The following is a 25,345-nucleotide window of genomic DNA, read 5'->3' on the forward strand; positions in this document are numbered from 1 at the left end:
GCCTCTGTCCGGGCCGGACACTTCCCCCGCTACCGGCGGCGCCGCCGCCGACCTTGCCATCGCCCGCGACCAACTGCTCGCCGGTGGCGTCCGCAACCGACGCCTCGATTCGGCTGCGCTGCGTCACGCGCTGGTGGACCTCCACGAATTCTGGCTGACCACGAAGAGCACCGAGGTCGGGATCGGTCCCGACTGCGGGTTCGCGATCGTCGCGGTCGGCGGGCTCGGCCGCCGCGAGATGCTGCCGTATTCGGATCTCGACCTCATCCTGCTGCACGACGACATGACGCCGGCCGTGGTGTCCGATATCGCCGACCGGCTCTGGTATCCGTTGTGGGACGCGCACATCAAACTCGACCACAGTGTTCGCACCGTCCCGCAGGCGTTGCAGGTCGCCGCGTCGGATGTGACCGCTGCGCTGGGCATGCTCGAAGCCCGGCACATCGCCGGGGACGTCGAGCTGAGCAACCTGCTGATCGGCGGGGTGCGCAGGCAGTGGCGGACCGGGATCCGCGGGCGGTTCGACGAACTGATCGAACTCACCGAGTCCCGCTGGCAGCGCAGCGGGCAGATCGCGCACCGCGCCGAACCGGACCTGAAAAGCGGCCGAGGCGGGTTGCGGGACGTGCAGTTGCTCAACGCCCTGTCGGTCGCGCAGCTCACCGACGGCATGCCGGGACTGGGGCCGGACGTACCCGGCGGGGGACTCGCTGCCGCGCACCGGCGGCTGCTGGACGTGCGCACCGAACTGCACCGTGTCGCGGAGCGTGCCCGTGATCAGCTGCGGGCACAGGACGCCGACGAGATCGGCGCCGCGCTGCGCATCGGTGACCGGTTCGACCTTGCACGAACGCTCACCGACTCCGCACGAACGATCAGCTACTCCGTCGACGTCGGCATCCGCACCGCGGGCAATGCGTTGCCGCGGCGCGGACTGTCGCGGCTGCGGCGGGTGCCGGTGCGGCGTCCACTCGACGAGGGCGTCGTCGAACACGCGGGGGAGGTCACGCTCGCCCGGGACGCCCACCCGCGCAAGGACCCGGGGCTGATCACCCGGGTCGCCGCCGCCGCGGCGCAGGCCGGATTGCCGATCTCCGCCTCGACATTGAACCGGCTCGCCGACAACGCGCCCGAACTGCGTGAACCGTGGCCGCGGTCGGCATTCAACGACCTGCTGGTCCTGCTCGGCTCCGGCCGACGCGCCGTCGACGTCATCGAGGCCCTCGACCGCACCGGCCTGTGGGGCCGGCTCCTGCCGGAATTGGGTGCGGTGCGCGACCTGCCGCCGCGCGACGCGGTGCACATCTGGACCGTGGACCGGCATCTGGTCGAAACAGCGGTCAACGCGGGCGGCCTGACGACCCGTGTCGCACGGCCCGACCTGTTGGTGCTCGGCGCGCTGCTGCACGACATCGGTAAGGGGCGCGGCGGGGATCACAGTGTCGTCGGCGCCGAACTGGCCACCCAGATCGGGCGACGGATGGGACTGTGGCCGTCGGATCTCGCGCTGCTCACCGCGATGGTGCGGCACCATCTGCTGCTGCCGCACACCGCGACGCGCCGCGACCTGGAGGACCCGGCGACCGTGCAGTCCGTCGTCGACACCCTCGACGGTGATCCGGTGCTGCTGGAGTTGCTGCACGCGCTCGCCGAGGCCGATTCGTTGGCCACCGGCCCGGGGGTGTGGGGCGACTGGAAGGCATCACTGATCCGGGAACTGGTCAGGCGGTGCCGGATGGTGATGGCGGGTGAGGAACTGCCCACACCCGACCCGATAGATCCCGAACTCGTGCGACTGGCCGCCGACGGTGGCGTGCACGTGGCGTTGCGGCCGGGGGAGGGGCCGCACTCGTACACGGTGTCGGTGGTGGCGCCGGACGAACCCGGACTGCTCGCCGACGCAGCCGGTGTGCTGGCACTCAACGGTCTGCGGGTCCTGTCGGCCTCCCTCGCCAGCCATGAGGGCAGTGCCGTCAACAGTTTCGTGGTGGCACCACGGTTCGGGACACCACCCGAGGCCGGGTTGCTCCGGCAGGAGCTGATCCGGGCGCGCGGCGGCGACCTGGATCTGTTGGCCGCGCTCGATGCGAAGGAGCAAGCCGCGCGGGACGCGCAACTGCCGGAACAACCGGAACGGGCCGTGCCGGTCGTCTATGCGCAGGCGCCGCCGCGGGTGATCTGGTTCGACGCTCCCGAACCCGGTCAGGTGATCCTCGAACTGCGGGCCGAGGATCGGCTCGGGTTGCTGTGCAGGCTCGCCGAGGCGTTCGAGACGGTCGGCGCGGACGTGCGGTGGGCGCGGGTGTCGACGCTCGGCACCTCCGTTGTCGACGCGTTCTGCATCGACCTGACCGGAACCGACACGCGGGCGACCCGCGAGCACCTGGAGCAGGCCGTGCTCGCGGTGGTGCCGGGTGTCGAACCGAAGAAGACGGAGGCGACCGAGTGACGGGGGACGACCGAGTGACGGGAGGCGACCGAGTGACGGGAGGCGACCGAGTGACCCGGGTGCCGCCCGCCGTGACGTGACGGTCACGGACAGCGGCTACCCTGGACCGCAGCCACTGTCCGTCTATCGTCAGAAGCTGTCCGTCTCTGCCAGAACTCAGGAGCGCATTCGGTGTTCGAATCCCTTTCCGACAGGTTGACCGGGGTCCTGAAGGACCTGCGCGGCAAGGGGCGCCTCTCCGATGCCGACATCGACGCCACATGCCGTGAGATCCGGCTCGCGCTGCTCGAGGCCGATGTCGCGTTGCCTGTGGTCCGCGCGTTCATCGCGAAGATCAAGGAACGCGCCAAGGGCGCCGAGGTGCACGGCGCGCTGAATCCCGCCCAGCAGGTCGTCAAGATCGTCAACGAGGAACTCGTCGGGATCCTCGGCGGCGAAACCCGCCGCCTTCGGCTCGCGAAGACCCCGCCGACGGTGATCATGCTCGCCGGTCTGCAGGGTGCAGGCAAGACCACCCTCGCGGGCAAGCTCGCGGCCTGGCTCAAGGGGCAGGGCCATACCCCGATGCTGGTGGCATGCGACCTGCAGCGTCCCGGCGCGGTCAGTCAGCTCCAGATCGTCGGCGAGCGTGCCGGTGTCGCGGTGTTCGCACCGCATCCGGGCACGTCCATCGGCGGTGGCGACAACGCGCTGGGTGTGTCGGCCGCCGACCCGGTCGCCGTCGCGCAGTCCGGTATCGAGGAGGCCCGGTCCAAGCAGTACGACGTGGTCATCGTCGACACCGCCGGTCGCCTCGGCATCGACGAGGAACTGATGGCGCAGGCCGCCGGCATCCGCGATGCCGTGCAGCCGGACGAGACGCTGTTCGTGCTCGACGCGATGATCGGCCAAGACGCGGTGAGTACCGCCGAAGCGTTCCGCGCCGGTGTCGGCTTCACCGGTGTCGTCCTCACCAAGCTCGACGGCGACGCGCGCGGTGGCGCGGCGCTGAGCGTGCGTGAGCTGACCGGGCAGCCGATCCTGTTCGCGTCCACCGGTGAGAAACTCGAGGACTTCGACGTCTTCCATCCCGAGCGCATGGCCAGCCGCATCCTCGGCATGGGCGACGTGCTCACCCTCATCGAGCAGGCCGAGCAGGTCTTCGACGCCGAACAGGCCGAGATCACCGCCGCCAAGATCGGTTCCGGCGATCTCACCCTCGAGGACTTCCTCGAGCAGATGATGGCCGTGCGCAAGATGGGTCCGATCGCGAATCTGCTGGGCATGCTGCCCGGCGCCGGACAGATGAAGGACGCGCTCGCCGGCGTCGACGAGAAGCAACTCGACCGCATCCAGGCGATCATCCGCGGCATGACCCCGGCCGAACGCGCCGACCCGAAGATCATCAACGCGTCCCGCCGGTTGCGCATCGCGAACGGTTCGGGTGTGAAGGTGTCCGACGTCAACCAGCTCGTCGACCGGTTCTTCGAAGCCCGGAAGATGATGGCGGCGATGGCCGGTCGGATGGGTATGCCCGGCGCCCGCAAGAACCAGCGCAGCAACAAGAAGGGCAAGAAGGGGAAGAAGGGCGGCCGCGGGCCGACCCCGCCGAAGATCAAGGGCGGTTTCCCCGGCGGCATGCCCGCCGGTTTCCCCGGCATGGGCGGTGGCATGCCTGCGGGCTTCCCCGACCTGTCCAACATGCCGAAGGGACTCGACGAACTGCCCCCGGGCCTCGAAGGGTTCGACCTGTCGAAGTTGAAGCTCCCCAAGAACTAGCTCCGTCGACGAACCGGCACTGCAGAGTCCCGCCCCGACACCGGTTTCGTCCGGCGGGGTGGGATCTGGCAGAATGGTTCGCTGTCGTCGCATCCGGTTCCGTACCGCGCGGCGGTCACAGGTTCGAGGCAAAACCGGGCGTGCCAGCAGGGCGCGTCGTCCGAATTGCACGTGACATGCGCCCTCGCGCGCTCGAAGGGAAACAGCAGTGGCTGTCAAGATCAAGCTCACCCGTCTCGGCAAGATCCGCAATCCGCAGTACCGCATCGTCATCGCGGACTCGCGTACCCGCCGCAACGGCCGGGCCATCGAGACCATCGGCAAGTACCACCCCAAGGAAGAGCCCTCGCTGATCGAGGTCGATTCCGAGCGCGCGCAGTACTGGCTGGGTGTCGGCGCGCAGCCGACCGAGCCCGTCCTGAACCTCCTCAAGATCACCGGTGACTGGCAGAAGTTCAAGGGCCTGCCGGGCACCGAGGGCACCCTCCGCGTCAAGGAGGCCGCGCCGACCAAGCTCGAACTGTTCCAGGCCGCGCTCGCGCAGGCGGAGAACGAGCCTGCCGCCGAGGCGATCACCCCCAAGAAGAAGAAGGCAGCCAAGGACGACGCCGCCGAGGCGTCCGCTGAGGCCGCCGAGTCCACCGAGGCTGCCGAGTAATGAGTGCTGTTGTCGTCGATGCCGTCGAGCATCTCGTTCGTGGGATCGTCGCCAACCCCGACGATGTGCGGGTCGAGTTGATGACCGGCCGTCGGGGACGCACCGTCGAGGTGCACGTGCACCCCGACGATCTCGGCAAGGTGATCGGTCGTGGTGGACGTACCGCGACCGCCCTGCGGACCCTGGTCACCGGCATCGGTGGCCGCGGGATCCGCGTCGACGTCGTCGACACCGACCAGTAGGCGAGCGGCAGTGGAGCTCGTCGTGGGCCGTGTGGTCAAGTCACACGGCATCAAAGGTGAGGTGGTCGTCGAGGTTCGCACCGACGAACCCGACGAGCGTTTCATCGTCGGCGCCGAGCTGCGTGGCCGCAAGGCCCGCGAGCACACCCTGCACACATACACGGTGGAAGCCGCCCGGGAACACTCCGGGCGGCTTCTGCTGCGTCTGCGTCAGGTCGCCGACCGCACCGCCGCCGATGCACTGCGCGGCACGTTGTTCGTCGTCGACAGTTCGGAGCTGACCCCCAGCGACGATCCCGACGAGTTCTACGACCACGAACTCGAAGGACTCACCGTCCGCATCGCCGACGGCCATCCCGACGCGGGCACCGTGGTCGGTACCGTGCGTGAAGTCCTGCACACCGCCGCCGGTGAACTGCTCGCGATCCACCCGGCCGACGCCGATCGCGGCGAGCTACTGATCCCGTTCGTGACGGCGATCGTGCCGACCGTGTCGATCGCCACCGGGGCCATCGAGATCGACCCGCCGGACGGACTGCTCGATCCCGATTTCGGCGAGCCGCCCGTTCGCGAAAAAGACAAGGGAGACAAGTAGTTCCGTGCGACTCGACGTCGTCACCATCTTCCCCGAGTATCTCGAGCCGTTGCGTGCGGCGTTGCTCGGCAAGGCCATCGACAAGGGCGTGATTTCTGTCGGGGTCCACAATCTGCGTGACTGGACGCACGACGTGCACAAGGCCGTCGACGACTCGCCGTACGGCGGCGGGCCCGGCATGGTGATGAAGCCCACTGTGTGGGGGCCGGCGCTCGACGATGTCCTCGCCGGGCGCGGCGGCGAACCGGATGCCGGCGGTGACCTCGACTCCGACGTGCTGCTCGTCGTCCCCACCCCAGCCGGGGTGCCGTTCACCCAAGCCACCGCACACCGGTGGTCCGGTGAGAAGCACATAGTGTTCGCCTGCGGTCGCTACGAGGGCATCGACCAGCGAGTGTTCGACGACGCCGCCAGGCGCGTGCGTGTCGAAGAGGTCAGTATCGGCGACTACGTGCTCATCGGCGGTGAGGTCGCGGTCCTCGTCATGGTCGAGGCGGTCGTTCGTCTCCTGCCCGGCGTACTCGGCAATCAACAGTCGCACCAAGAGGATTCGTTCTCCGACGGTCTGCTCGAAGGGCCGAGCTACACGCGCCCCGCGCGATGGCGCGACCTCGACGTGCCCGCCGTGCTGATGTCCGGTGACCATGCGAAGGTCGCGCAGTGGCGCCGCGAACAGTCCCTGATTCGCACCAGGGAACGCCGCCCCGACCTGCTGCCGGACGAATCCTGAGGATTGACCCCGTGGGTCGGATCCGGTCAGAATGCGGACCGGCCGAATGCTTCCTCCACCACCTGGGTGACCGTGTCGCGGGCGTGAGCGGCGCTCGCATCTCCGGTGACATCGACCAGGGCGGTGTCCGGCAGCGGCGCCCACGCGTTCAGTTCCGGGTCGTCGTAGCGCACCTCCTCGCGGGACAGCACCACCACGACGTACCGGTGATCTGTGCCGTAGAACCCGGTCGACAGATGGATCCAACTGCCGTCGACACAGCACATCCAGCCCTGCTTGACACCGAGATCGGTCGCATTCGGCAGGCCGTCGGGCAGCCCGAAACGCTGGTCGTAGCCGTCGGAACCTTCCGGCTCGAAATCGAGCAGGTGCCCCACGATCGTCGCGGTGCTGCGCTGGTCCAGCCCCGAGGTGCCACCGAGCAGCGCGTCGTACCAGGTGAGCAGATCGGAGGCGGTGGTGACGGTGTTCCACCAGTTCCCGTCGAAGGGTGGGACGGTGGCGGTCAGTCCGTGCCGTTCGACGACCCGTTCGACAATCGAGGTGTCGCCGTAGCGCGACCACAGATCGCTTGCCGCGGAATCATCCGACCGCGAGAGCATCTCCCCGATCTCGTCGTATTCGTCGTCGCCGAGCGCGATGTCGCCGATACCGGCCCGGAACAGCAGATCGTCGGCGATGAAGAGCTTGACCACCGACGCGGTTTCGATCGGCTCGTCCACACCGGCCACCGTGCGCGACCCGGAATCACGATCGAGCAGAGCGACCGTCACCTCCGCTCCGCGTTGTGTCCGGGCGAAGGCTGCCGCGTCGAGGATCCGCATCGTCGATGCCGGCGCGTCCTCGGACCGCGGACTCTGCATCGCCTCGGTGGGGGCGGCGGCCGCGGGCGCGGGCGCACCCGGGTCCGCGGTCGACGAACTGCACGCCACTGCGGTTGCTGCGACGAACAGCAACGAGGCGATCGAGCGGCGGCGTGCGCCCAGCGGGCCGGACATGTGGTGCTCCTGCTCTCCATTGTGCGGTGACACCGATGTCGCTGTATCAAATGTGCCCGTATCCAGTGTGCCCGTATCCAATTGTTCCCGCGCGCGTCGCGCAGGATCGACGCGATGAGGATAGCGGTAGGGTTCGACGGCGTGACGACTGCTCTCAAGACCGTGAACCAACGCCTCGCCGAAGAACTCGATGTTCGGGAGAGTCAGGTGGCCGCCGCCGTCGACCTGCTCGACGGCGGCGCGACGGTGCCGTTCATCGCGCGGTACCGCAAGGAGATGACCGGAGCGCTCGACGATGCCCAGTTGCGACAGCTCGACGAACGTGTGCGCTACCTGCGTGAGCTCGACGATCGGCGTGGAGCGATCCTCGAATCCATCGACGGGCAGGGAAAGCTCGACGACGCTCTGCGTGGACAGATCATGCTCGCGGACACCAAGGCGCGGCTCGAGGACATCTACCTGCCGTACAAGCCGAAGCGGCGCACCAAGGCTCAGATCGCCCGCGAGGCCGGACACGAACCGGTCGCCGACGCCCTGTTCGGCAATCCGGACACCGACCCCGCCGGATTCACCGCCGAGCAACTCGACGGTGCCCGCGCGATCCTCGTCGAACGGTTCGCCGAGGACGCCGACCTCGTCGGGGAATTGCGCGAGGCGATGTGGTCGCGTGGTCGGCTGGTCACGGCCGTGCGACCGGGCAAGGAAACCGAGGGTGCGAAATTCGCCGACTATTTCGAGTTCTCCGAACCGTTCGCGAAGCTGCCGTCGCACCGTATCCTCGCCGCGCTGCGCGGCGAGAAGGAAGAGGTGCTGAGCCTGACTCTCGAACCGGACGACACCGAACCGCAGCCGGGGGAACGCACCTACTTCGAAGGCCGCATCGCCTCCCGTTTCGGCATCGCCGACCGGGGTCGCGCCGCCGACACCTGGCTGCTCGACACTGTGCGCTGGGCATGGCGGACCAAACTGCTCGTCTCGCTCGGGCTCGACACCCGGATGCGGCTGCGACAGTCCGCCGAGCAGGACGCCGTCGACGTGTTCGCCACGAACCTGCGGGATCTGCTGCTCGCCGCCCCGGCGGGCACCCGCCCGACGATGGGTTTGGACCCCGGATTCCGCACCGGCACCAAGGTCGCGGTCGTCGACGCCACCGGTAAGGTCGTCGACCACACCACGATCTATCCGCACCAGCCGCACAACAAGTGGGATCAGTCGCTCGCGACGATCGCCGGGATGGTCGCGCGGCACGGCGTCGAACTCGTCGCGATCGGCAACGGCACTGCCTCCCGCGAAACCGATGCGCTCGCCACCGAGCTGATCGCCAAGTCCGGTGCGACGAACCTCACCAAGATCGTCGTGTCCGAGGCCGGGGCCTCCGTGTACTCGGCGTCCGCGTATGCCTCACAGGAACTGCCCGACCTGGATGTGTCGATCCGCGGCGCGGTGTCCATCGCCCGTCGTCTGCAGGATCCGCTCGCCGAACTCGTCAAGATCGACCCGAAATCCATCGGCGTCGGCCAGTACCAGCACGACGTGTCCGAGACGCTGCTCGCGCGCTCGCTCGGAGCCGTCGTCGAGGATGCGGTCAACGCGGTCGGTGTGGACGTGAACACCGCGTCGGTTCCGCTGCTCGCCCGCGTCTCGGGTATCGCGGGTTCGCTCGCCGAGAGCATCGTCGCGCACCGGGACCGCAACGGCCCGTTCCGGACCCGAGCCGCGTTGAAGGACGTGGCCCGGCTCGGTCCGAAGGCGTTCGAGCAGTGCGCGGGCTTCCTGCGTATACCCAACGGGGACGACCCGCTCGACGGCTCGGCGGTGCACCCGGAGGCGTACCCGGTGGTGCGCCGCATCGTCGACCGTACCGGCAGCACCGTGCGGGACCTGATCGGCGTTGCGTGCGGTGCGGCCCGCCGAGTTCGTCGACGACCGCTTCGGTCTGCCGACGGTCACCGACATCGTCGCCGAACTCGAGAAGCCGGGACGTGACCCGCGACCGGAGTTCAAGACCGCGACGTTCGCGGCCGGCATCGAGAAGGTCGCCGACCTGAAGCCGGGCATGGTGCTCGAAGGTGTCGTCACCAATGTTGCGGCATTCGGTGCCTTCGTCGACGTGGGTGTCCATCAGGACGGCCTGGTGCACGTGTCGGCGATGTCGCGCAGCTTCGTCGAAAATCCGCACGACGTCGTGAAGTCCGGTGAAGTCGTCAAGGTCAAGGTGCTCGACGTGGATGTGCCGCGTCAGCGCATCAGCCTGACGTTGCGACTGGACGACGAGATCGCGGCGGGCGACGGCGGTGAGGCCGGACGGCCCGGCGGTCAGCAGCGCCGCGGTCCGCGACAAGGTGGTTCGGGCCGGGGCGAGTCGAGCCAGGGCAGCCCGAAGCAGGGCAGGCCGAAGCAGGGCGGCCGGCAGGGTTCGCGGGACACGCGCTCCGATGCGCCGCCCGCATCCGGGTCGATGGCCGACGCATTGCGGCGCGCGGGATTCGGGAAGTAGCCGGATTGCCGGACCGGGAGGTCGCGCCGGGACACCGGCACGACCTCCGGCCTGACATGCTGGATGCCATGCCGTCGACGGTGATGCCATGACCGACTGGCTCAGGCAGGAGATCATCGACCGGGGACGACTGCCCCTGTTGTTCTTCCTGTTGGGGTTTCTCGCCGCCTTCCTGTTCATCCGGCTCAGTGTGCGGCTGATCCGCGCCCAGGTTCGGTGGTGGCCGGGAAACGTGACCCCCGGTGGCCAACACGTCCACCACGTGGTGTTCGGTGTGGTCACGATGGTGATCTCCGGTGGTGCACTCATCGCCGTGTACGAGAACGGCGGCCAGGTCACCGGGGCAGTGCTCGCCACCTTCTTCGGTATCGGCGCGGCCCTGACGCTCGACGAGTTCGCCCTGATCTTCTACCTGAACGATGTCTACTGGGAGGAGCAGGGCCGGGTGTCGGTCGACGCGGTCTTCGTCGCCCTGGCCGTCACCGGTCTGGTGCTGTTGGGATTCCAGCCGTTCGAACTGGCCGATGTCACCGATTTCCGGGACAGTCCCACGTGGGGTGTCCGCGCGGGCATCGTCGCATCGTCGCTGATCAACCTGGGGTTGGCGGCGGTCGTGCTCCTCAAGGGGAAGATCTGGACGGGTCTGGTCGGGTTGTTCTTCCTGCCGCTGCTGCTCGTCGGTGCGATCCGGCTGTCGCGGCCGGGAGCACCGTGGGCACGGTGGCGTTACCAGCGCAAACCCCGCAAGATGCGACGCTCGATTGCCCGCGAACGGCGCTTCCGGCGGCCGATGATCCGAGCGAAGATCTTCGTCCAAGACCTCGTCGCGGGACAGCCGACGCTCGACACGGTTCGCGACACGGTGCGCGACAGTGTGCAGCATTCGCGGGTGGCCGCCGAAGCCGAACTCGATCGCACGGTCCACCCGGCACCACCGCCGATTTCATCGACCGGGGCCGCATCTGGCACAATGGACGGGTTGCCCGGATCGGGCACGCCTACCTGACCTGGGTACGAACCAGTTGAGCCCCGCCTGTACGGTGGCCGCCGCTCGGTTCCTCTGCTCGAGCGAACAAGAGGATGTACAACCGATGAACACCCTGGACTTTCTGGACGCCAAGTCCCTGCGCGACGATATCCCGGCGTTTCGTGCCGGCGACACGTTGAACGTGCACGTCAAGGTTATCGAGGGCTCGAAGGAGCGCGTGCAGGTCTTCAAGGGCGTCGTGATCCGGCGTCAGGGCGGCGGCGTCCGCGAGACCTTCACCGTGCGCAAGGTGTCGTTCGGCGTCGGCGTCGAGCGGACCTTCCCGGTCCACAGCCCCAACCTCGCCAAGATCGAGGTTCTGACCCGCGGTGACGTGCGTCGCGCGAAGCTGTACTACCTGCGCGACCTGCGCGGCAAGGCCGCCAAGATCAAGGAAAAGCGCTGAGCGCTCACGCCTGATCTCGCAAGGTTCCGCGAAGCCCGGTCCGGATGTTCCCGGACCGGGCTTCGCGCTTGTTTGTGCGTGCGTGTGCGTCCGCGGTGTCGGCGCAGCCGACCGGATTCCAGACGCTAATCTGATTCGGTGGCAGAAACACCGCAGGACCCGGCCGTGCCGGAGTCGCAGGACCGCCCCGCCGAGCGGGGATCCCGGCACCGACGGGACACCGGCTCGCACGAGCGGAAGGATTCGGAGGGCACCAAGAAGCAGAAGTCGTTCTGGCGCGAACTGCCACTGCTCATCGTCGTCGCGCTCGGCTTGAGCTTCCTCCTCCAGACGTTCATCGCGCGGGTCTACCTGATCCCGTCGGAATCCATGGAACCGACCTTGCACGGCTGCCCGGGCTGCACCGGCGACCGCATCGTCGTGGAGAAGATCAGCTACCGATTCACCGAACCGCGCCCCGGCGACGTCATCGTCTTCAAGGGGCCCGATTCCTGGTCCACCGGTTATGTGTCGACCCGATCGGACAACGTCGTCCTGCGTGGCATCCAGGAGGTCGGATCGCTGGTCGGCCTCGTCCCGCCGGACGAGAACGACCTCGTCAAGCGTGTGATCGCCGTCGGCGGGCAGACCGTCGAATGCTGCGACGACCAGGGCAGGGTCCTCGTCGACGGAAAGCCGCTCGACGAGCCCTACATCAAGATGGACTTCCCGTTCGCCCCCGATGCGTTGACCTGCGAGACCGACATTAAATCCGGCCGGTGCTTCGGCCCGGTCACGGTGCCGGATGGACACGTGTGGGTGATGGGTGACAATCGCAGCAACTCGGCGGACTCGCGCTATCACGTCGGCGACGAGAACCAGGGCACCATCCCGTTGGACAATGTGATCGGCAAGGCCCGCATGATCGTGCTGCCGCCCGGTCGCTGGGGCATGATCGATTCGCCGGAGATCCAGCAACCGTGACTCGTTGGCCGCCTCGCCCCGTTGTGCGCCGGTCCTCCGGCCTGTGGACGATGGAAACGACGCTGACCCGATGCGGTCTCGGCCCCGTTGCGGGGGTCGACGAGGCCGGTCGCGGGGCATGCGCCGGGCCGTTGGTGATCGCGGCGTGTGTCCTCGGACCGAAACCCGATCCGATGCTGGCGCGACTCGACGATTCGAAGAAGCTGACCGAGAAGACCCGCGAGGAGCTGTATCCGATCATCCGGCGACGTGCGGTCGCATCCAGCGTCGTGGTGGTACCCGCCGCGGAGGTCGACGCGATCGGGGTGCACGTCGCCAACATCGAAGGCATGCGACGTGCGGTCGCGGGGCTGGCAACCCCACTCGGATACGTCCTCACCGACGGCTTCCGGGTTCCGGGGCTTCCGGTGGCGTCGCTGCCGGTCATCGGTGGGGACGCCGCCGCCGCCTGCATCGCCGCCGCGAGCGTGCTCGCGAAGGTCACCCGCGACCGGATGATGATCGAACTCGACGACGAATTGCCCGGCTACGGATTCGCCGTGCACAAGGGCTACAGCACTGCCGTCCACATGGCGGCGCTGCGCGAACTGGGCCCGAGCGATGAGCATCGCAGGTCCTGGGCGAACGTCGAGTCGGTGATTGCGGCGAGGATGAACGCACGACGATTCGGCTCCGGCGAGGCGGATGCGGGATGATGTCAGAACACACCAGAGCGGGAGGACACCGAGACCGATGAGTGCCGAGGATCTCGAAAAGTACGAAACCGAGATGGAACTCTCGCTGTACCGGGAGTACCGGGACATCGTCGGTCAGTTCGCGTATGTGGTGGAGACCGAGCGTCGCTTCTACCTGGCGAACGCCGTCGAGTTGATCCCGCAGAACGTGGGCGGCGAGGTGTACTTCGAGGTGCGCATGTCGGACGCGTGGGTGTGGGACATGTACCGGCCCGCTCGCTTCGTCAAGCATGTCCGGGTCATCACGTTCAAAGATGTCAACATCGAGGAACTGGACAAACCGGAATTGCGACTGCCCGACTAGAAGGCCGTTAGCCGCCGCTGTCCGGAGCGGATTCGTGCTGCTCTGCGTCGGCGATGAACGTGGCGATTCGCCCGGCGCGACTCGACGCGCTGGGCGCGGTCGTCACCCGGTGGATGACGGCGTAGCGACGACCGCGATCGAGTTGCGCGAACCGTGCCGCCGCGGTGGGGGACTGTTGCAATGCCGATGCCAGATCCGCGGGCACCTCGGCCGCTGCCTGACCGGCATAGGCCCGTTCCCACCGTCCGTCGGCTTTTGCTCGGTCCACTTCGGCCAGCCCGCGTGCGCGCATCCTTCCCGATGCGATGAGGCGGTTGGCGATGTCGACGTTTCGTTGTGACCAGATGGAGCGTGCGCGCCGCGGAGTGAAATGCTGCCGGAAGGTGAACGCGTCCAACGCGTTGCGCCGCCCGTCGATCCACCCGCTGCACAGCGCCTCCTCCAGCGCGTCGGCGTAGGACAGCGATGTCGGAACGGTCGTGCCCTTCTTCGCCAGGACCAGTCGTACCCCGTCGGAGGAGTCTTCGTGGCCGTCGAGCCACGCCCGCCAGGCGGCCACGTCCGCGACAACCAGTGCTGCCGGCTGATGTTCACTACTCATGACGGGCATCCTCCCAGCTGTCGCGGTTGCGATCCGTCCTGTCACGTGTCGCCGAGGCGACATCGAGGCGTGCTGCGAGCAACCCGGCGGTCACCCGCAGCGGTTCGGGACCCACGACGACGAACGGCGCATCGAAGCGCAGCACCAGTGCGAGCAGACCGGCCCAGGACCACGACCCGACAACGATCCGGCACGACCGCTCGGTGACTTCTTCTACTTCGCCGTCGCTGATCCACGGGGCGACCTCACTTGCGGGCAGGTCGATGACGACCTCCCCGGTGCACAGCCACCGATCCTCTGCCACTGAACCTTTCGCGCGTGCGGCGAGAAAGGTGCGTGCGTCGGGAGCGGGAAGCGGTCGGGGAGTGAAGCGAGGGCCACCGGGAGTGCGGGGAGTCAGGCGGTCCAGTCGGAGAAGTCGCCGGTCGTCCCGGTCCTGGTCCCACGCGATGAGATACCAACGTCCCTTCCGCGCGACGACCGCGTGCGGTTCGACACGACGCGGCGGGCGCCGAAAATCGGTATCCCCGTAGTCACAGCGCAGAATGCGCTGATCGCGAACGGCGGCACACACCGCCTCGAGTACCGCCGGGCCCACCTGAGACGCCGACTCGGAACCGGTGAAACGGACGGCATCGATCCGATGGCGGAGCCGTGACGGCATGACCTGCCGGACCGTCGCCAATGCTCGGGTTGCCGCCTCGTCGAGGTCGATTCCGCTGGAGGGCGCGTTCTGCAAGGCCACGGCGATGGCGATGGCCTGGTCGTCGTCGAACATCAGGGGCAGAAATTCGGATCCGGACGCGAGTCGGTAGCCGCCGTCGGGTCCCATCGTCGCGCCGACCTCGTACCCGAGTTCGCGCAATCGGCCCACGTCGCGGCGCACGGTGCGCGGCGTCACCCCCAGTCGCTGGGCCAGCACGTGCCCCGGCCAACTGCGACGTGCCTGCAACAGCGACAGCAGCGACAGCATTCGGGATGCACTTCCGGCCATGAACTTCAGTGTGCACCGCATGGAGGACACGGCATGTCCTACACCGCCGTCATCGTGGACTCACGGCAATCCGCCGGTCGACAAACCACCGATTCGTCAAGCAGCGGCGACTCACACCAAGCAACGACAAGGACACGCAATGGGGATCACGACCACCACCCACCTCAACTTCCGCGGCACCGCTCGGCAGGCCCTCGATTTCTATCGGAGTGTGTTCGGCGGGAACATCCATGCCGTGACCTACGGCGACTTCGGAATGCCGACGGACCTTCCCGGCGCCGACAAGATCGTGTTCGGACAGGTCGAGAACGAAGACGGCTTCCGGCTGATGGCCTACGACATCCCCGGCCAGGACGACGCCGACATCACCGCGACCGCCGGTACCACCAGTCGCAGCAACGGCACCACCCGCACGGACCGGACGTTCTTCCAATCTCTCCGCGGAGACACATTCGCCGACGTCAGCGGGTACTGGACAGCGCTTTCGGATGGCGCCGACATCATCCAGCCTCTGGCGGCGTCGGCATGGAGTCCCGGCTTCGGCATGCTCACCGACCGCTTCGGCGTCACCTGGGTGATCGACGTACGGGCCCCCTACGCAGGATGACCCGGGTGGGGTTCGCCGACGCGTGGTCGGCGAGCCCCCTACCTCAACCGTCCGACAGTTCGACGGTGTCGCACACCGGAACCGGAGAACTGTCCACAGGCGGGTGATTCATCCACAGATTCCGCCCGATCCGGCATCTCGGCTACCGCGCCGCCCCCAGTTTCCGCACAGTGGACCTCACGCAGGGAGGGAGTGCGGATGGGCCGCAATCAGCAGTTGGGGGCGCTCGGGGAAGATCTGGCCGCCGAGTTTCTCGCATCTATCGGAATGACGGTGCTCGAGCGCAATTGGCGGTGCCGCTACGGCGAACTCGACCTCATCGCGCGAGACGGCGCCGTATTGGTCTTCGTCGAAGTCAAGACACGCACCGGCCTGGGCTACGGCAGTCCCGCCGAAGCGGTGACGCCGGCGAAGGCCGACCGGATTCGTCGCCTCGCCGGATTGTGGCTGAGCGAACAGGAGACGCGGTGGCGCCGTATCCGCGTCGACGTCGTCACCGTCCTGGTCGCCGATGGTCGCGCACCGACGATCACGCATCTGAAGCAGGTGCTGTGATGGCACTGGGCAGAGCGTTCGCGGTGGCGGTCACCGGAGTGGACGGGCAGGTCGTGGAAATCGAAGCCGACATCGGCCGGGGACTGCCCGGGGTGAAAATGGTGGGGCTGCCGGACACGGCATTGCAGGAATCCCGCGACCGGGTGCGTGCTGCGGTGACGAATTCCGGTGGGGAATGGCCGGATTCGAAGGTGGTGCTGGCACTGTCGCCGGCGATGCTTCCGAAGGTCGGCAGCGTGTACGACCTCGCTCTTGCCTGCAGTGTGCTCAATGCGGCGAAAGCGATTCCGCTGGAAGCACTCACAAAAACGATTCTGGTGGGCGAACTCGCGCTCGACGGGAGGGTCCGCCCGGTTCGTGGAATTCTTCCCGCGGTGCTGGCGGCGGCCCGTGCGGGATGGGAACGCATCGTTGTGCCGACCGCGACGCTGGCCGAAGCCGGCCTCGTCGACGGTATCGACGTTTTCGGCGCCGACACCCTCGCGGAGGCCGTCGTGTGGCTGCGCGGTGACGGGCCGCTGCACCGCCCCGACCCGAGACCGGTGCGTGAGCGACCGGTGCGGGCGGATCTGAGTGAGGTCGTCGGTCAACTCGAGGCGCGACGCGCCATCGAGGTCGCCGCCGCCGGTGCACACCACATCATGCTGACCGGGCCGCCGGGAATCGGGAAAACAATGCTGGCGCAGCGACTTCCGGGAATCCTTCCGATGTTGACGGAGGCGCACGCGCTCGAAGTCACCGCGATCCACTCGGTGGCGGGCACACTCAGCGCGGATCGGCCCCTGGTTCTCGACCCGCCGTTCATCGCTCCTCACCACACCGCGTCGGTCAGTTCGCTGATCGGGGGTGGTACCGGCATGGCGAAGCCTGGAGCGGTGAGCCGTGCGCACCGCGGCGTCCTGTTCCTCGACGAAGTCGCCGAGATGGGTACCAAAACACTCGAAGCGCTCCGCACCCCGCTCGAGGACGGAGAAGTGCGGATCGCGCGTCGCGACGGAGTCGCCCGATATCCGGCACGATTCCAACTGATTCTCGCGGCCAACCCCTGCCCGTGCGCGCCGCCTCGCGACGCGGATTGTGTGTGTGCCCCGACTGTCCGTCGGCGCTACCTCGGCAGGTTGTCCGGGCCGCTGCTCGATCGGGTCGATCTGCGGGTACGGATGGAATCGGTGGCGACCAGCGCGTTGATGGGAGACACCGGGGAGAGCACCGAGGACGTCCGCGCCCGCGTCGCACAAGCCCGCGCGGCTGCCGCGGACAGATGGTCGGAATTCGGTTGGTCCACCAATGCGGAGGTTCCGGGACCGGCGCTGCGGCAGCGTTTCCGGTTGTCGTCGGCAACGCTCAAGCCGGTCGAGTGGGCGCTTCGGAAGGGTGCGATCACAGCCCGGGGCGCAGATCGCGCGATCAGGGTCGCCTGGACCGTCAGCGATCTCGCCGGGCGCGACCGGCCGGGGGAGACGGACATCGCTGCGGCATTGGACTTCCGGGATCGGGGTGTCGCATGAGTGCACCGGATTCGCGTCGGCTCGCCTGGGCGTACCTGTCGACGGTGGCACAGGGCGCGTCACGACGGCTGGCGGATGCGGTCGCCCGGCACGGACCCGAAGCGGTGGCCGATGCGGTCCGCCACGGCACGCAGGGCGCGGAGATCTCCCGGCGCACCAAGGCCCGATCACACCTGGACACCGCTGCCGCCGATCTCGAGCGCGTGACGCGGCTCGGTGGGCGGCTCGTCACACCCGACGACGCGGAATGGCCGTCGTGGCAGCTTCTCCCGTTCGACGCGCTGAGCGGCGACGCCGACTCCGACACCGGACCGCTGGCACTGTGGGTGCTGGGCCGCCGCCCCCTCGACGAATTGTTCGAGCGCGCGGTCGCCGTCGTCGGGACGCGCGCCGCGAGCAGTTACGGCGAGCACGTCACATCCGAGATCGCCGGTGACCTCGCCGTCGACGGGTGGACTGTGGTGTCCGGCGCGGCATTCGGGGTTGATGCCGCAGCACACCGGGCGGCGCTGGGTGTGTCGGGCACGACCGTCGCGGTCCTCGCGTGCGGAGTGGATCGCGCATATCCGTCGGCACACACGTCGATGCTGCGCCGGATTGCCGAACAGGGGGCGGTGATCAGCGAGTATCCACCCGGAACCACACCCGCCCGGTACCGGTTCCTGGCACGGAACCGGTTGGTCGCGGGGGCGAGCAGCGCGGTCGTCGTCGTCGAGGCAGGGTGGCGCAGCGGAGCCCGCAATACCGCGTCGTGGGGGCGGCGACTCGGGCGCCCGGTGCTGGCGGTACCCGGTCCGGTCACGTCCGCGGCGTCGCAGGGATGTCACCGGATGATCCGTGAAGGTGAGGCGACGCTGGTGGGGAACGCCCGGGAAGTGGTCGAGGCCGCGGGCGCGATCGGTGTCGCCGACGATGGGGATGCGTCGTGGAGCCGATCGTTGGACGGAATGTCCGGTGACATGGAGTTGGTGTACGAGGCGTTTCCCGCGGTCGGGGCGTGCGGTGTCCCCGAGTTGTCCGAGTCGGCCGGGCTGGGCGTCGAGCGGGTGCGCGCGGCGTTGCCTCTGCTGGAGATGGCCGGCTTGGTGGTTCGGGACGACACCGGATGGTCGCGTCGCGGCGGGCAGAACGATGCGGCCGGCATGTAGTGTCGGTCTAGTTAGGTAACCCTGATTAGTGGAGGTGGGCAGGTGGCCCGACAAGGACCGAATTCGACGGAACTGACCGTGGTGCGCACGGAGCGACTGTCGGATCACTTGATGCGTGTGTACTTCGGTGGACCGGGATTCGACCGGTTCGAACCCAGCGTCTTCACCGACTCCTACGTCAAGATCGAACTCGACTCGGCGGGGGAGACGGTCCTTCGCACCTACACGATCCGGTCCGTCGACCCGACTCAGCGCGAGATCGCCGTCGACTTCGTCGTTCACGGCGATCAGGGTGTCGCCGGCCCGTGGGCGATGTCGGCCCGGCCGGGAGACACCGTCGTCGTGCGGGGACCGGGCGGTGCCTACCGTCCGGACCCGGACGCGGACTGGCATCTGCTCGCCGGTGACGAGACCGCGATTCCCGCGATCGCGGCCGCCCTCGAATCGCTCCCGTCCGATGCGATCGGGCGGGTGTTCATCGAGGTCGCCGGTGCCGACGACGAAATCGTGTTGACCGCACCGGGCGGTGTGGAGATCACCTGGTTGTACCGCGGGACCGACGCCGGGTCGGCAGGCGCGGACCGTGTCGGTGCGAATGCGCCGCTGGTCGCTGCGGTGACCGGGACGCAGTGGCTTCAGGGGACGGCGCATGTCTTCGTGCACGGTGAAGCCGAGACCGTGATGCATCACCTGCGCCCGTACATTCGCAAGGAACGCGGTGTGCCCGCGGCCCGCGCGTCGATCTCCGGCTACTGGAAACGTGGCCGTACCGAGGAGACGTTCCGCGAGTGGAAACGTGAACTCGCCGTCAGCGACGCGGGCTGATATTTCATTCGGCGATCGTGTGGTCGTGGGGTTCGCGCGTCAGCGTCAGCAGTGCCGTGAGTGCGAGCCCCCCGCACACCACGATCGCCAGAGCCATCGGCACCGCGGTGTCCTCACCGCCGACGCCGACCAGTGGCGACACGAGGGCAGCGAGGCCGAACTGCGACGCGCCCATGACAGCCGAACCGGTTCCCGCGGCGGACGGGACCTGCGCTTGACCGAGGGCGGTCGCGTTGCCCATGACGAAACCGATGCTCGAGACGCATACCCACAGCAGCGGCAGGATCACCCAACGTTCGGCTCCGGCGACGATTGTCGCGATCAGCAACAGGACCCCGGCGGCGAAGAGCAGCGTCACCCCGAACCGCAGCAATGCACGAACCTCGAACCGCCCGATCAATCGGGTATTGACGATGTTGGCACCGACCAGTCCGATCGAGTTGACGGCGAACACCAGCGAGAACTGGCCGGGAGACAGCCCCAGTAGATCCTGGGTGACGAACGCCGACGCCGAGATGTACGCGAACATCGCGCCGAAAGCCAAGGCGAATGTCGCAGCGTAACCGACGAACCGGCGATTGCGAACGACATATCCGAAATTGCCGGCGAGCGTGCGTAATCCGCCACTGTGGCGCCGCTCCGGCGGCAGCGACTCCGGAACGAACGCGAAGACACCGATCGTCATCACCACAGCCACGGCCGCCAGCACCCAGAAGATGCCGCGCCACCCGATCGGCCCGAGCAGGGCGCCACCGAGCAGTGGTGCGACGATCGGAGCGACACCACCGATGATCATCATGATGCCGAACAGTTTCGCGGCAGAGTCACCCCGGGCGCGGTCGGCGATGACCGCGCGTGCGAGCACGATGCCGGTGCCACCGCTGAACCCCTGGATCAACCGGGCCGCGACCAGTACCTCGATTGTCGGCGCGGTCGCGCACAGGATGCTGCTCAGTGCGAGCACCACGGTGCCGAGTAGCAACAGTCGCCGCCGTCCCCAACTGTCGGACAGTGGCCCGACGATCAACTGCCCTGCTCCGAGCCCCGCCATGAATGTTGTGAGGGTGAGTTGCACACCGACGGTCGTGGTGCCCAGGCTTTCCGACATGATCGGCAGGCCGGGCAGATACATGTCGGTGGCCAGCGGGGCGGTCGCCGACAACAATGCCAGCGCGAACAGCATCGACAGTGGAATTGATTTACTCACGAACTAAACCATAGTGGTCGGCAGCGTGTGCGGCATTGCCCCGGTTCTCGGCGCGGGAACTTGCGTGCGACGGCTCCGCAACGCACCGTGACGTCATGACCGAGCTTCCGCCTCCGCTCGCGGTGCACCTCGAGGAATTCGCCGAGCACCTCGATGTGCAGGGTGGGCGATCCGCGCACACGATCCGCGCATACACCGCCGATATCCGCTCCCTGCTCGAGCACCTCGAGGCCACGAAGCCCGACGGACGCCTCGCCGACCTGACCCTCGATCTGCTGCGATCATGGCTCGCCGCGCAGGTCGCCGCGGGTGCCGCCCGCACCACTCTCGCCCGGCGGACGTCGACCGCCCGGACCTTCACCGCCTGGCTCGTGCGCACCTCCCGGCTCGATCACGACCCGGCGGTGCGGCTCGTCGCACCACGCCCGCACCGCACCCTGCCCGCGGTGCTGCGGACCGATCAGGCCCTCGAACTCATGAACGCCGCGGAATCCGGTGCTGCCGAACAAGACCCCGTGGCGATCCGTGACCGCCTGATCGTCGAACTGCTGTATGCGACGGGAATCCGCGTCGGCGAACTGTGTGGAGCCGACATCGACGACATCGATGCCGACCGGCGTGTGTTGCGGGTGCTCGGCAAGGGCAACAAGGAACGGGTCGTGCCCTACGGTGCTCCGGCAGCGGCGGCGATCGACGACTGGGTCCGCCGCGGACGGCCCGCGCTCGCACGTTCGTCCTCAGGCCCGGCGCTTCTCCTGGGTAAACGAGGCGGCCGGATCGACCAGCGTCAGGTTCGCACCGTGGTGCACGACGCGGTGGCGGCGGTACCGGGGGCACCGGATCTGGCGCCGCACGGTCTGCGACACAGTGCGGCAACCCACCTGCTCGAGGGCGGCGCCGACCTCCGGGTCGTACAGGAAGTGCTCGGTCATTCGAGCCTGGCGACAACCCAGCTCTACACGCATGTCTCGGTCGCGCGGCTCCGCGCCGCGCACGAACAGGCACACCCTCGCGCCTGATCCGGGCTGCCTGCGTCAGGTGGATTTGGTAGCGTCCCCGCGTACTCGATCCGGGGGGAATCTGTGAAAAGCGACGAGTCGACCCATGCTGTTCCGGCGTGGCTTCAGGAGGAGCCGACGCAGGAACCGGTATCCACACCAGTCCGGCGCGGCTTTCGGCGCGCGGCGCGCAGTGTCCCCAAGGTTCAGGCGGGGGCCGAGGTTCAGGTAGCGCAGGCGCACCCGCCGCAGCCGGTACCACCGCCTTCGGCGCAGCCGGTACCACCGCCTTCGGCGCAGCAGTTCCCACCCGTCGGCTCGGACCCGCAGACGAATTCGGTGGCTCAGGCTGCCGGACCACCACAGGTTGTTCCGTCGAACCCGATCGCATCCGTGCCGTTCGGTGCGCCGCTGGTGATGCCGTTGCCCATGCCTGTTCCTCCGACTCCACCAGCAGCACCGATCGACCCGGCACCGGGCCATGTCGAATCAGGCCCCATCGTCGCGCCAAGTCCGGCACCGCTGCGGCCGCAGGAAATCGCACCGCTGCCGCCGCAGCAAATCGCACCGCTGCCGCCGCAGGAAGACGCACCGCTGCCGCCGCAGCAAATCGCACCGCTGCCGCCGCAGCAAATCGCACACGGTGAGTCGGCGTTGTACCCGTTCGGGGAGCCGGGCCGGATGTCCGAACCGAGCTCGGAGCCACCTGTGGCTGTGCAGCCACCCGCTTCCGAGCCGCCCCAGCCTTCGACACCACCCCAGCCTTCGACACCACCCCAGCCTTCGACACCACCGCAGCCGCCACCGCCATCGCTACCGCCGGTCGAACCTCGACTGCCGGTTCAGGAAGCGCAGATGACGCCGGCGGCTCCGACCCCGCCGCAACCGGAACCGGTCATGCCGTGGCCGGCGACGCCTCCGCAACCTGCCGAGCAGCCGCCGCAGGCGCAGGCGTTCGTGCTGCCCGGCCCGGACTTCCTGCCACCACCTGGGGCCGGTGCGAGGCCACCCGGTGCGATGTCACCACAAGCATCCGACCATCAGCCGTCGAGTCTCGATCTGGAATCGGGCGTGCTCGTTCGCCGTTCCCGCAGATCGCCGTCGGGCGGGTGGCGGCGCAGTGTGCACCGTCTGACCGGTGGCCTGCTCAATCCGGGGGAATCCGCCGACGAGTCGCATCAGCAGGGCATGGTCGACCGCATACGGCAGCCGATCGGCGGTGACTATCGCATCGCGGTGTTGTCGCTCAAGGGTGGAGTCGGGAAGACCACGACGACGATCGGTCTCGGATCGACGTTCGCGTCGCTGCGGGGGGACTGCGTGATCGCTGTCGATGCCAATCCCGATTTCGGGACGTTGGCTCAACGGGTGCCGCAGCAGACGCGTTCGACGGTTCGGGATCTGCTTGCGGCCGCACCGCGCGTGGAGCGGTATTCGGATGTGCGGGCGCATACGTCGCAGGCGGCCAGTCGCCTCGAGGTGTTGGCCAGCGAACGTGATCCCGCGGTGTCGGAGGCGTTCAGTGAATCCGACTATCGACAGGTCATCGAGATCCTGCAGGTGTACTACAACATCATCCTCACCGACTGCGGTACCGGCATCATGCACTCGGCGATGCGCGGGGTTCTCGACTTGGCGAACACGCTGGTGCTGGTCAGCTCACCCGCGATCGACGGTGCCCGCAGTGCTGCCGCGACCGTGGACTGGCTCGAGCACCACGGCTTCGGGGAGCTCGTTTCGCGGACCGTCGTGGTCATCAGTTCGGCTCGTCCGGGCGCGTCGAACATTGATATGGATGCGTTGACCAGGCATTTCCTGGCGCGCTGCCGGGCTGTGCAGGTGGTTCCGTTCGACGAGCACCTCGCCGAGGGTGCCGAACTCGATCTGGAGTTGATGCGTCCGGCGACGCGACGGGCGTTCGTGGAACTCGCCGCAATGGTCGCCGACGACTTTCCGCCGGTGTCGGGTCGTCACGCCGTGCAGTGGTGAGCCGGCCGGTCAGACCGGTTCGAGCCGGATGATCGTGGGCCGGACCAGGGGCAGCGGGTCGAGATAGTGGTTGCGGTCGCGGCGCAGACCCCAATGCAGGCACGCCGCGAGCGGGCAGCCGTCGTGTCCGGGTTCGAGGGTGCCGATCGGGTCGCCGCGCGAGATCCGTCTACCCGGCGCCACGCTCGCGGCCACCGGCTCGTAGGTGGTGCGGAGCCCGCCGTCATGGTCGATCGACACGACCGGTTTACCGCCGACGATCCCGGCGAACACGACCGTGCCGTCGGCGGCGGATCGCACGACCTGCCCGACGGTTCCGGCCAGGTCGACGCCGCGATGCCCCGGCAGCCAGTCGTGTTCGGGGGGATCGAAGGTGCGGGTCACCGATGGGCGGGGTTGCAGCGGCCAGTCGTAGTCGGGTGACGCACCGTGCGCGGTCGCGGTGCAGGCGGCCGTGGTACAGGCAGCGACGGCCAGTGCGGTCGTGATCGATGCAACGACTGCGGGGACAAGTCTCATCCGTCCACGGTGACTCGGCCGGGACGGCCGGAACAGACCGCTCCGTGCGATTGTGGACAACTTGTCTCCGGTCCACAGGCGTGACCGGGTGATCACCGGCCGGTTTACGGTCGGGTGGGTGCAGGCCGTACACTTGTCGGGCGGTCTGCGTTCGCAGATCGACTTCGCGCGCCCGCGCGTCGATTGTGCTCCGCGTTTTCGAGCACGTCGGAATATGGCCATCGGCCGGTCCCGTAAGGGTTCGGTGGGCATTGCGGGCGCCAGGGCGGGCATCGTGCCCGCGGCAACCGAACGAAAGAAGAGACACACCCATGCCTGTAGTGACAATGCGGCAGCTGCTCGACAGCGGCGCGCACTTCGGCCATCAGACCCGTCGCTGGAACCCGAAGATGAAGCGGTTCATCTTCACCGACCGCAACGGCATCTACATCATCGATCTGCAGCAGACGCTGACCTACATCGACAAGGCCTACGAGTTCGTCAAGGAGACCGTGGCCCACGGTGGTTCGGTCCTGTTCGTCGGCACCAAGAAGCAGGCGCAGGAGTCCATCGCGGAAGAGGCGACCCGTGTCGGGATGCCCTACGTGAACCAGCGTTGGCTCGGCGGCATGCTCACCAACTCCTCCACCGTCCACAAGCGCCTGCTGCGCCTGAAGGAGCTGGAGTCGATGGAGCAGACCGGTGGCTTCGAAGGTCGCACCAAGAAGGAAATTCTCATGCTCACGCGTGAGATGACCAAGCTCGACCGCACGCTCGGCGGTATCCGGGATATGGCCAAGGTTCCGTCGGCCATCTGGGTCGTCGACACCAACAAGGAGCACATCGCCGTCGGTGAGGCGCGCAAGCTGAACATCCCGGTCATCGCGATCCTCGACACCAACTGCGACCCGGACCTCGTCGACTACCCGATCCCGGGTAACGACGATGCGATCCGTTCCGCGGCGCTGCTGACCAAGGTCGTCGCGTCGGCCGTCGCCGAGGGTGTGCAGGCCCGCGCCGGCCAGAGCGCCGACAAGGATGCCAAGCCCGAGGC

Annotated in this window: 24 protein-coding genes and 1 pseudogene; 20 read left to right on the top strand and 5 right to left on the bottom strand. The window is 67.9% G+C overall.

Translation table 11 applies throughout. The features are described 5' to 3' along the window. Positions 1–4: 4 nt before the first annotated feature. The 6 genes from WAX14_RS19965 (at position 5) to trmD (ending at position 6,432) form a co-directional block, all read left to right on the top strand. Positions 5–2,449 carry a [protein-PII] uridylyltransferase gene (locus WAX14_RS19965; protein ID WP_422629809.1) on the top strand — a complete coding sequence of 815 codons (2,445 nt, stop codon included), beginning with the start codon at positions 5–7 and terminating at the stop codon, positions 2,447–2,449. A gap of 171 nt (positions 2,450–2,620) precedes the next feature. Further along, positions 2,621–4,207, top strand: coding sequence for a signal recognition particle protein (ffh, locus tag WAX14_RS19970; RefSeq protein WP_422629788.1), 1,587 nt, complete (start codon positions 2,621–2,623; stop codon positions 4,205–4,207). Positions 4,208–4,415: 208 nt separating this feature from the next. After that, positions 4,416–4,865 carry a 30S ribosomal protein S16 gene (gene rpsP, locus WAX14_RS19975; RefSeq protein WP_422629789.1) on the top strand — a complete coding sequence of 150 codons (450 nt, stop codon included), beginning with the start codon at positions 4,416–4,418 and terminating at the stop codon, positions 4,863–4,865. Then, positions 4,865–5,107, top strand: coding sequence for an RNA-binding protein (locus WAX14_RS19980; protein WP_422629790.1), 243 nt, complete (start codon positions 4,865–4,867; stop codon positions 5,105–5,107). Before rpsP ends, WAX14_RS19980 begins: the two co-directional genes overlap by 1 nt. A gap of 10 nt (positions 5,108–5,117) precedes the next feature. Continuing rightward, positions 5,118–5,702: a ribosome maturation factor RimM gene (gene rimM, locus WAX14_RS19985; RefSeq protein ID WP_422629791.1), complete on the top strand. Its 585-nt coding sequence runs from the start codon at positions 5,118–5,120 to the stop codon at positions 5,700–5,702. 4 nt (positions 5,703–5,706) lie between these two features. Continuing rightward, the gene (gene trmD, locus WAX14_RS19990; protein WP_422629792.1) at positions 5,707–6,432 is read left to right on the top strand and encodes a tRNA (guanosine(37)-N1)-methyltransferase TrmD; all 726 of its coding nucleotides are present in this window, start codon (positions 5,707–5,709) and stop codon (positions 6,430–6,432) included. A 26-nt stretch (positions 6,433–6,458) separates the two neighbouring features. On the opposite strand, the gene WAX14_RS19995 is transcribed toward trmD, so the two are convergent. Next, complete coding sequence (locus WAX14_RS19995; protein WP_422629793.1) at positions 6,459–7,430, bottom strand: hypothetical protein; 972 nt, start codon at positions 7,428–7,430, stop codon at positions 6,459–6,461. Positions 7,431–7,571: 141 nt separating this feature from the next. On the opposite strand from WAX14_RS19995, the pseudogene WAX14_RS20000 reads away from it, so the two are divergent. The 6 genes and pseudogenes from WAX14_RS20000 (at position 7,572) to WAX14_RS20025 (ending at position 13,361) form a co-directional block, all read left to right on the top strand. Then, positions 7,572–9,927: pseudogene (locus tag WAX14_RS20000) on the top strand (Tex-like N-terminal domain-containing protein). 88 nt (positions 9,928–10,015) lie between these two features. Continuing rightward, on the top strand, positions 10,016–10,933 hold the full coding sequence (locus tag WAX14_RS20005) for a hypothetical protein (protein ID WP_422629794.1): 918 nt from the start codon (positions 10,016–10,018) through the stop codon (positions 10,931–10,933). Positions 10,934–11,018: 85 nt separating this feature from the next. Next, positions 11,019–11,360 carry a 50S ribosomal protein L19 gene (gene rplS, locus WAX14_RS20010; protein ID WP_422629795.1) on the top strand — a complete coding sequence of 114 codons (342 nt, stop codon included), beginning with the start codon at positions 11,019–11,021 and terminating at the stop codon, positions 11,358–11,360. Positions 11,361–11,498: 138 nt separating this feature from the next. Next, positions 11,499–12,323: a signal peptidase I gene (gene lepB / locus WAX14_RS20015; protein WP_422629796.1), complete on the top strand. Its 825-nt coding sequence runs from the start codon at positions 11,499–11,501 to the stop codon at positions 12,321–12,323. 50 nt (positions 12,324–12,373) lie between these two features. Next, a complete protein-coding gene (locus WAX14_RS20020) occupies positions 12,374–13,018 on the top strand; it encodes a ribonuclease HII (RefSeq protein ID WP_422629797.1) in 645 nt (214 codons plus the stop codon). 37 nt (positions 13,019–13,055) lie between these two features. Then, on the top strand, positions 13,056–13,361 hold the full coding sequence (locus WAX14_RS20025; protein WP_422629798.1) for a DUF2469 domain-containing protein: 306 nt from the start codon (positions 13,056–13,058) through the stop codon (positions 13,359–13,361). Between the two features lie 7 nt (positions 13,362–13,368). Here the strand turns inward: WAX14_RS20025 and WAX14_RS20030 are convergent, their stop codons facing one another. Next, the gene (locus WAX14_RS20030; RefSeq protein WP_422629799.1) at positions 13,369–13,962 is read right to left on the bottom strand and encodes a YdeI/OmpD-associated family protein; all 594 of its coding nucleotides are present in this window, start codon (positions 13,960–13,962) and stop codon (positions 13,369–13,371) included. Next, a complete protein-coding gene (locus WAX14_RS20035) occupies positions 13,955–14,956 on the bottom strand; it encodes a helix-turn-helix transcriptional regulator (RefSeq protein WP_422629800.1) in 1,002 nt (333 codons plus the stop codon). The genes WAX14_RS20030 and WAX14_RS20035 overlap by 8 nt, the downstream gene beginning before the upstream one ends. A 139-nt stretch (positions 14,957–15,095) precedes the next feature. On the opposite strand from WAX14_RS20035, the gene WAX14_RS20040 reads away from it, so the two are divergent. The 5 genes from WAX14_RS20040 to WAX14_RS20060 all read left to right on the top strand — a co-directional run bounded on the left by WAX14_RS20040 (position 15,096) and on the right by WAX14_RS20060 (position 19,599). Beyond that, the gene (locus WAX14_RS20040; RefSeq protein WP_422629801.1) at positions 15,096–15,563 is read left to right on the top strand and encodes a VOC family protein; all 468 of its coding nucleotides are present in this window, start codon (positions 15,096–15,098) and stop codon (positions 15,561–15,563) included. 198 nt (positions 15,564–15,761) lie between these two features. Beyond that, positions 15,762–16,118: a YraN family protein gene (locus tag WAX14_RS20045; RefSeq protein ID WP_422629802.1), complete on the top strand. Its 357-nt coding sequence runs from the start codon at positions 15,762–15,764 to the stop codon at positions 16,116–16,118. Beyond that, complete coding sequence (locus WAX14_RS20050) at positions 16,118–17,626, top strand: YifB family Mg chelatase-like AAA ATPase (RefSeq protein ID WP_422629803.1); 1,509 nt, start codon at positions 16,118–16,120, stop codon at positions 17,624–17,626. The genes WAX14_RS20045 and WAX14_RS20050 overlap by 1 nt, the downstream gene beginning before the upstream one ends. Continuing rightward, positions 17,623–18,774 carry a DNA-processing protein DprA gene (gene dprA / locus WAX14_RS20055; protein WP_422629804.1) on the top strand — a complete coding sequence of 384 codons (1,152 nt, stop codon included), beginning with the start codon at positions 17,623–17,625 and terminating at the stop codon, positions 18,772–18,774. Before WAX14_RS20050 ends, dprA begins: the two co-directional genes overlap by 4 nt. Before the next feature lie 42 nt (positions 18,775–18,816). Beyond that, positions 18,817–19,599, top strand: a complete 783-nt coding sequence (locus tag WAX14_RS20060) for a siderophore-interacting protein (RefSeq protein ID WP_422629805.1) — start codon at positions 18,817–18,819, stop codon at positions 19,597–19,599. Positions 19,600–19,603: 4 nt separating this feature from the next. On the opposite strand, the gene WAX14_RS20065 is transcribed toward WAX14_RS20060, so the two are convergent. Continuing rightward, positions 19,604–20,782, bottom strand: a complete 1,179-nt coding sequence (locus WAX14_RS20065; RefSeq protein ID WP_422629810.1) for a multidrug effflux MFS transporter — start codon at positions 20,780–20,782, stop codon at positions 19,604–19,606. Positions 20,783–20,901: 119 nt separating this feature from the next. Between WAX14_RS20065 and WAX14_RS20070 the strand changes: the two genes are divergently transcribed. Both WAX14_RS20070 and WAX14_RS20075 read left to right on the top strand, forming a co-directional pair. Continuing rightward, a complete protein-coding gene (locus tag WAX14_RS20070; protein ID WP_422629806.1) occupies positions 20,902–21,825 on the top strand; it encodes a tyrosine recombinase XerC in 924 nt (307 codons plus the stop codon). A 540-nt stretch (positions 21,826–22,365) separates the two neighbouring features. Beyond that, positions 22,366–23,793, top strand: coding sequence for a MinD/ParA family ATP-binding protein (locus WAX14_RS20075; protein ID WP_422629811.1), 1,428 nt, complete (start codon positions 22,366–22,368; stop codon positions 23,791–23,793). 9 nt (positions 23,794–23,802) lie between these two features. Here the strand turns inward: WAX14_RS20075 and WAX14_RS20080 are convergent, their stop codons facing one another. Beyond that, positions 23,803–24,312 (bottom strand): M23 family metallopeptidase, encoded by a 510-nt coding sequence (locus WAX14_RS20080; RefSeq protein WP_422629807.1) that lies wholly within the window; start codon positions 24,310–24,312, stop codon positions 23,803–23,805. Between the two features lie 311 nt (positions 24,313–24,623). Between WAX14_RS20080 and rpsB the strand changes: the two genes are divergently transcribed. Next, positions 24,624–25,345: 30S ribosomal protein S2 (gene rpsB, locus WAX14_RS20085; protein WP_422629808.1), on the top strand; the 722-nt coding region annotated here is incomplete at its 3' end.

Source organism: Rhodococcus sp. (in: high G+C Gram-positive bacteria) (genome assembly GCF_049299235.1).
GTDB lineage: Bacteria > Actinomycetota > Actinomycetes > Mycobacteriales > Mycobacteriaceae > Rhodococcus.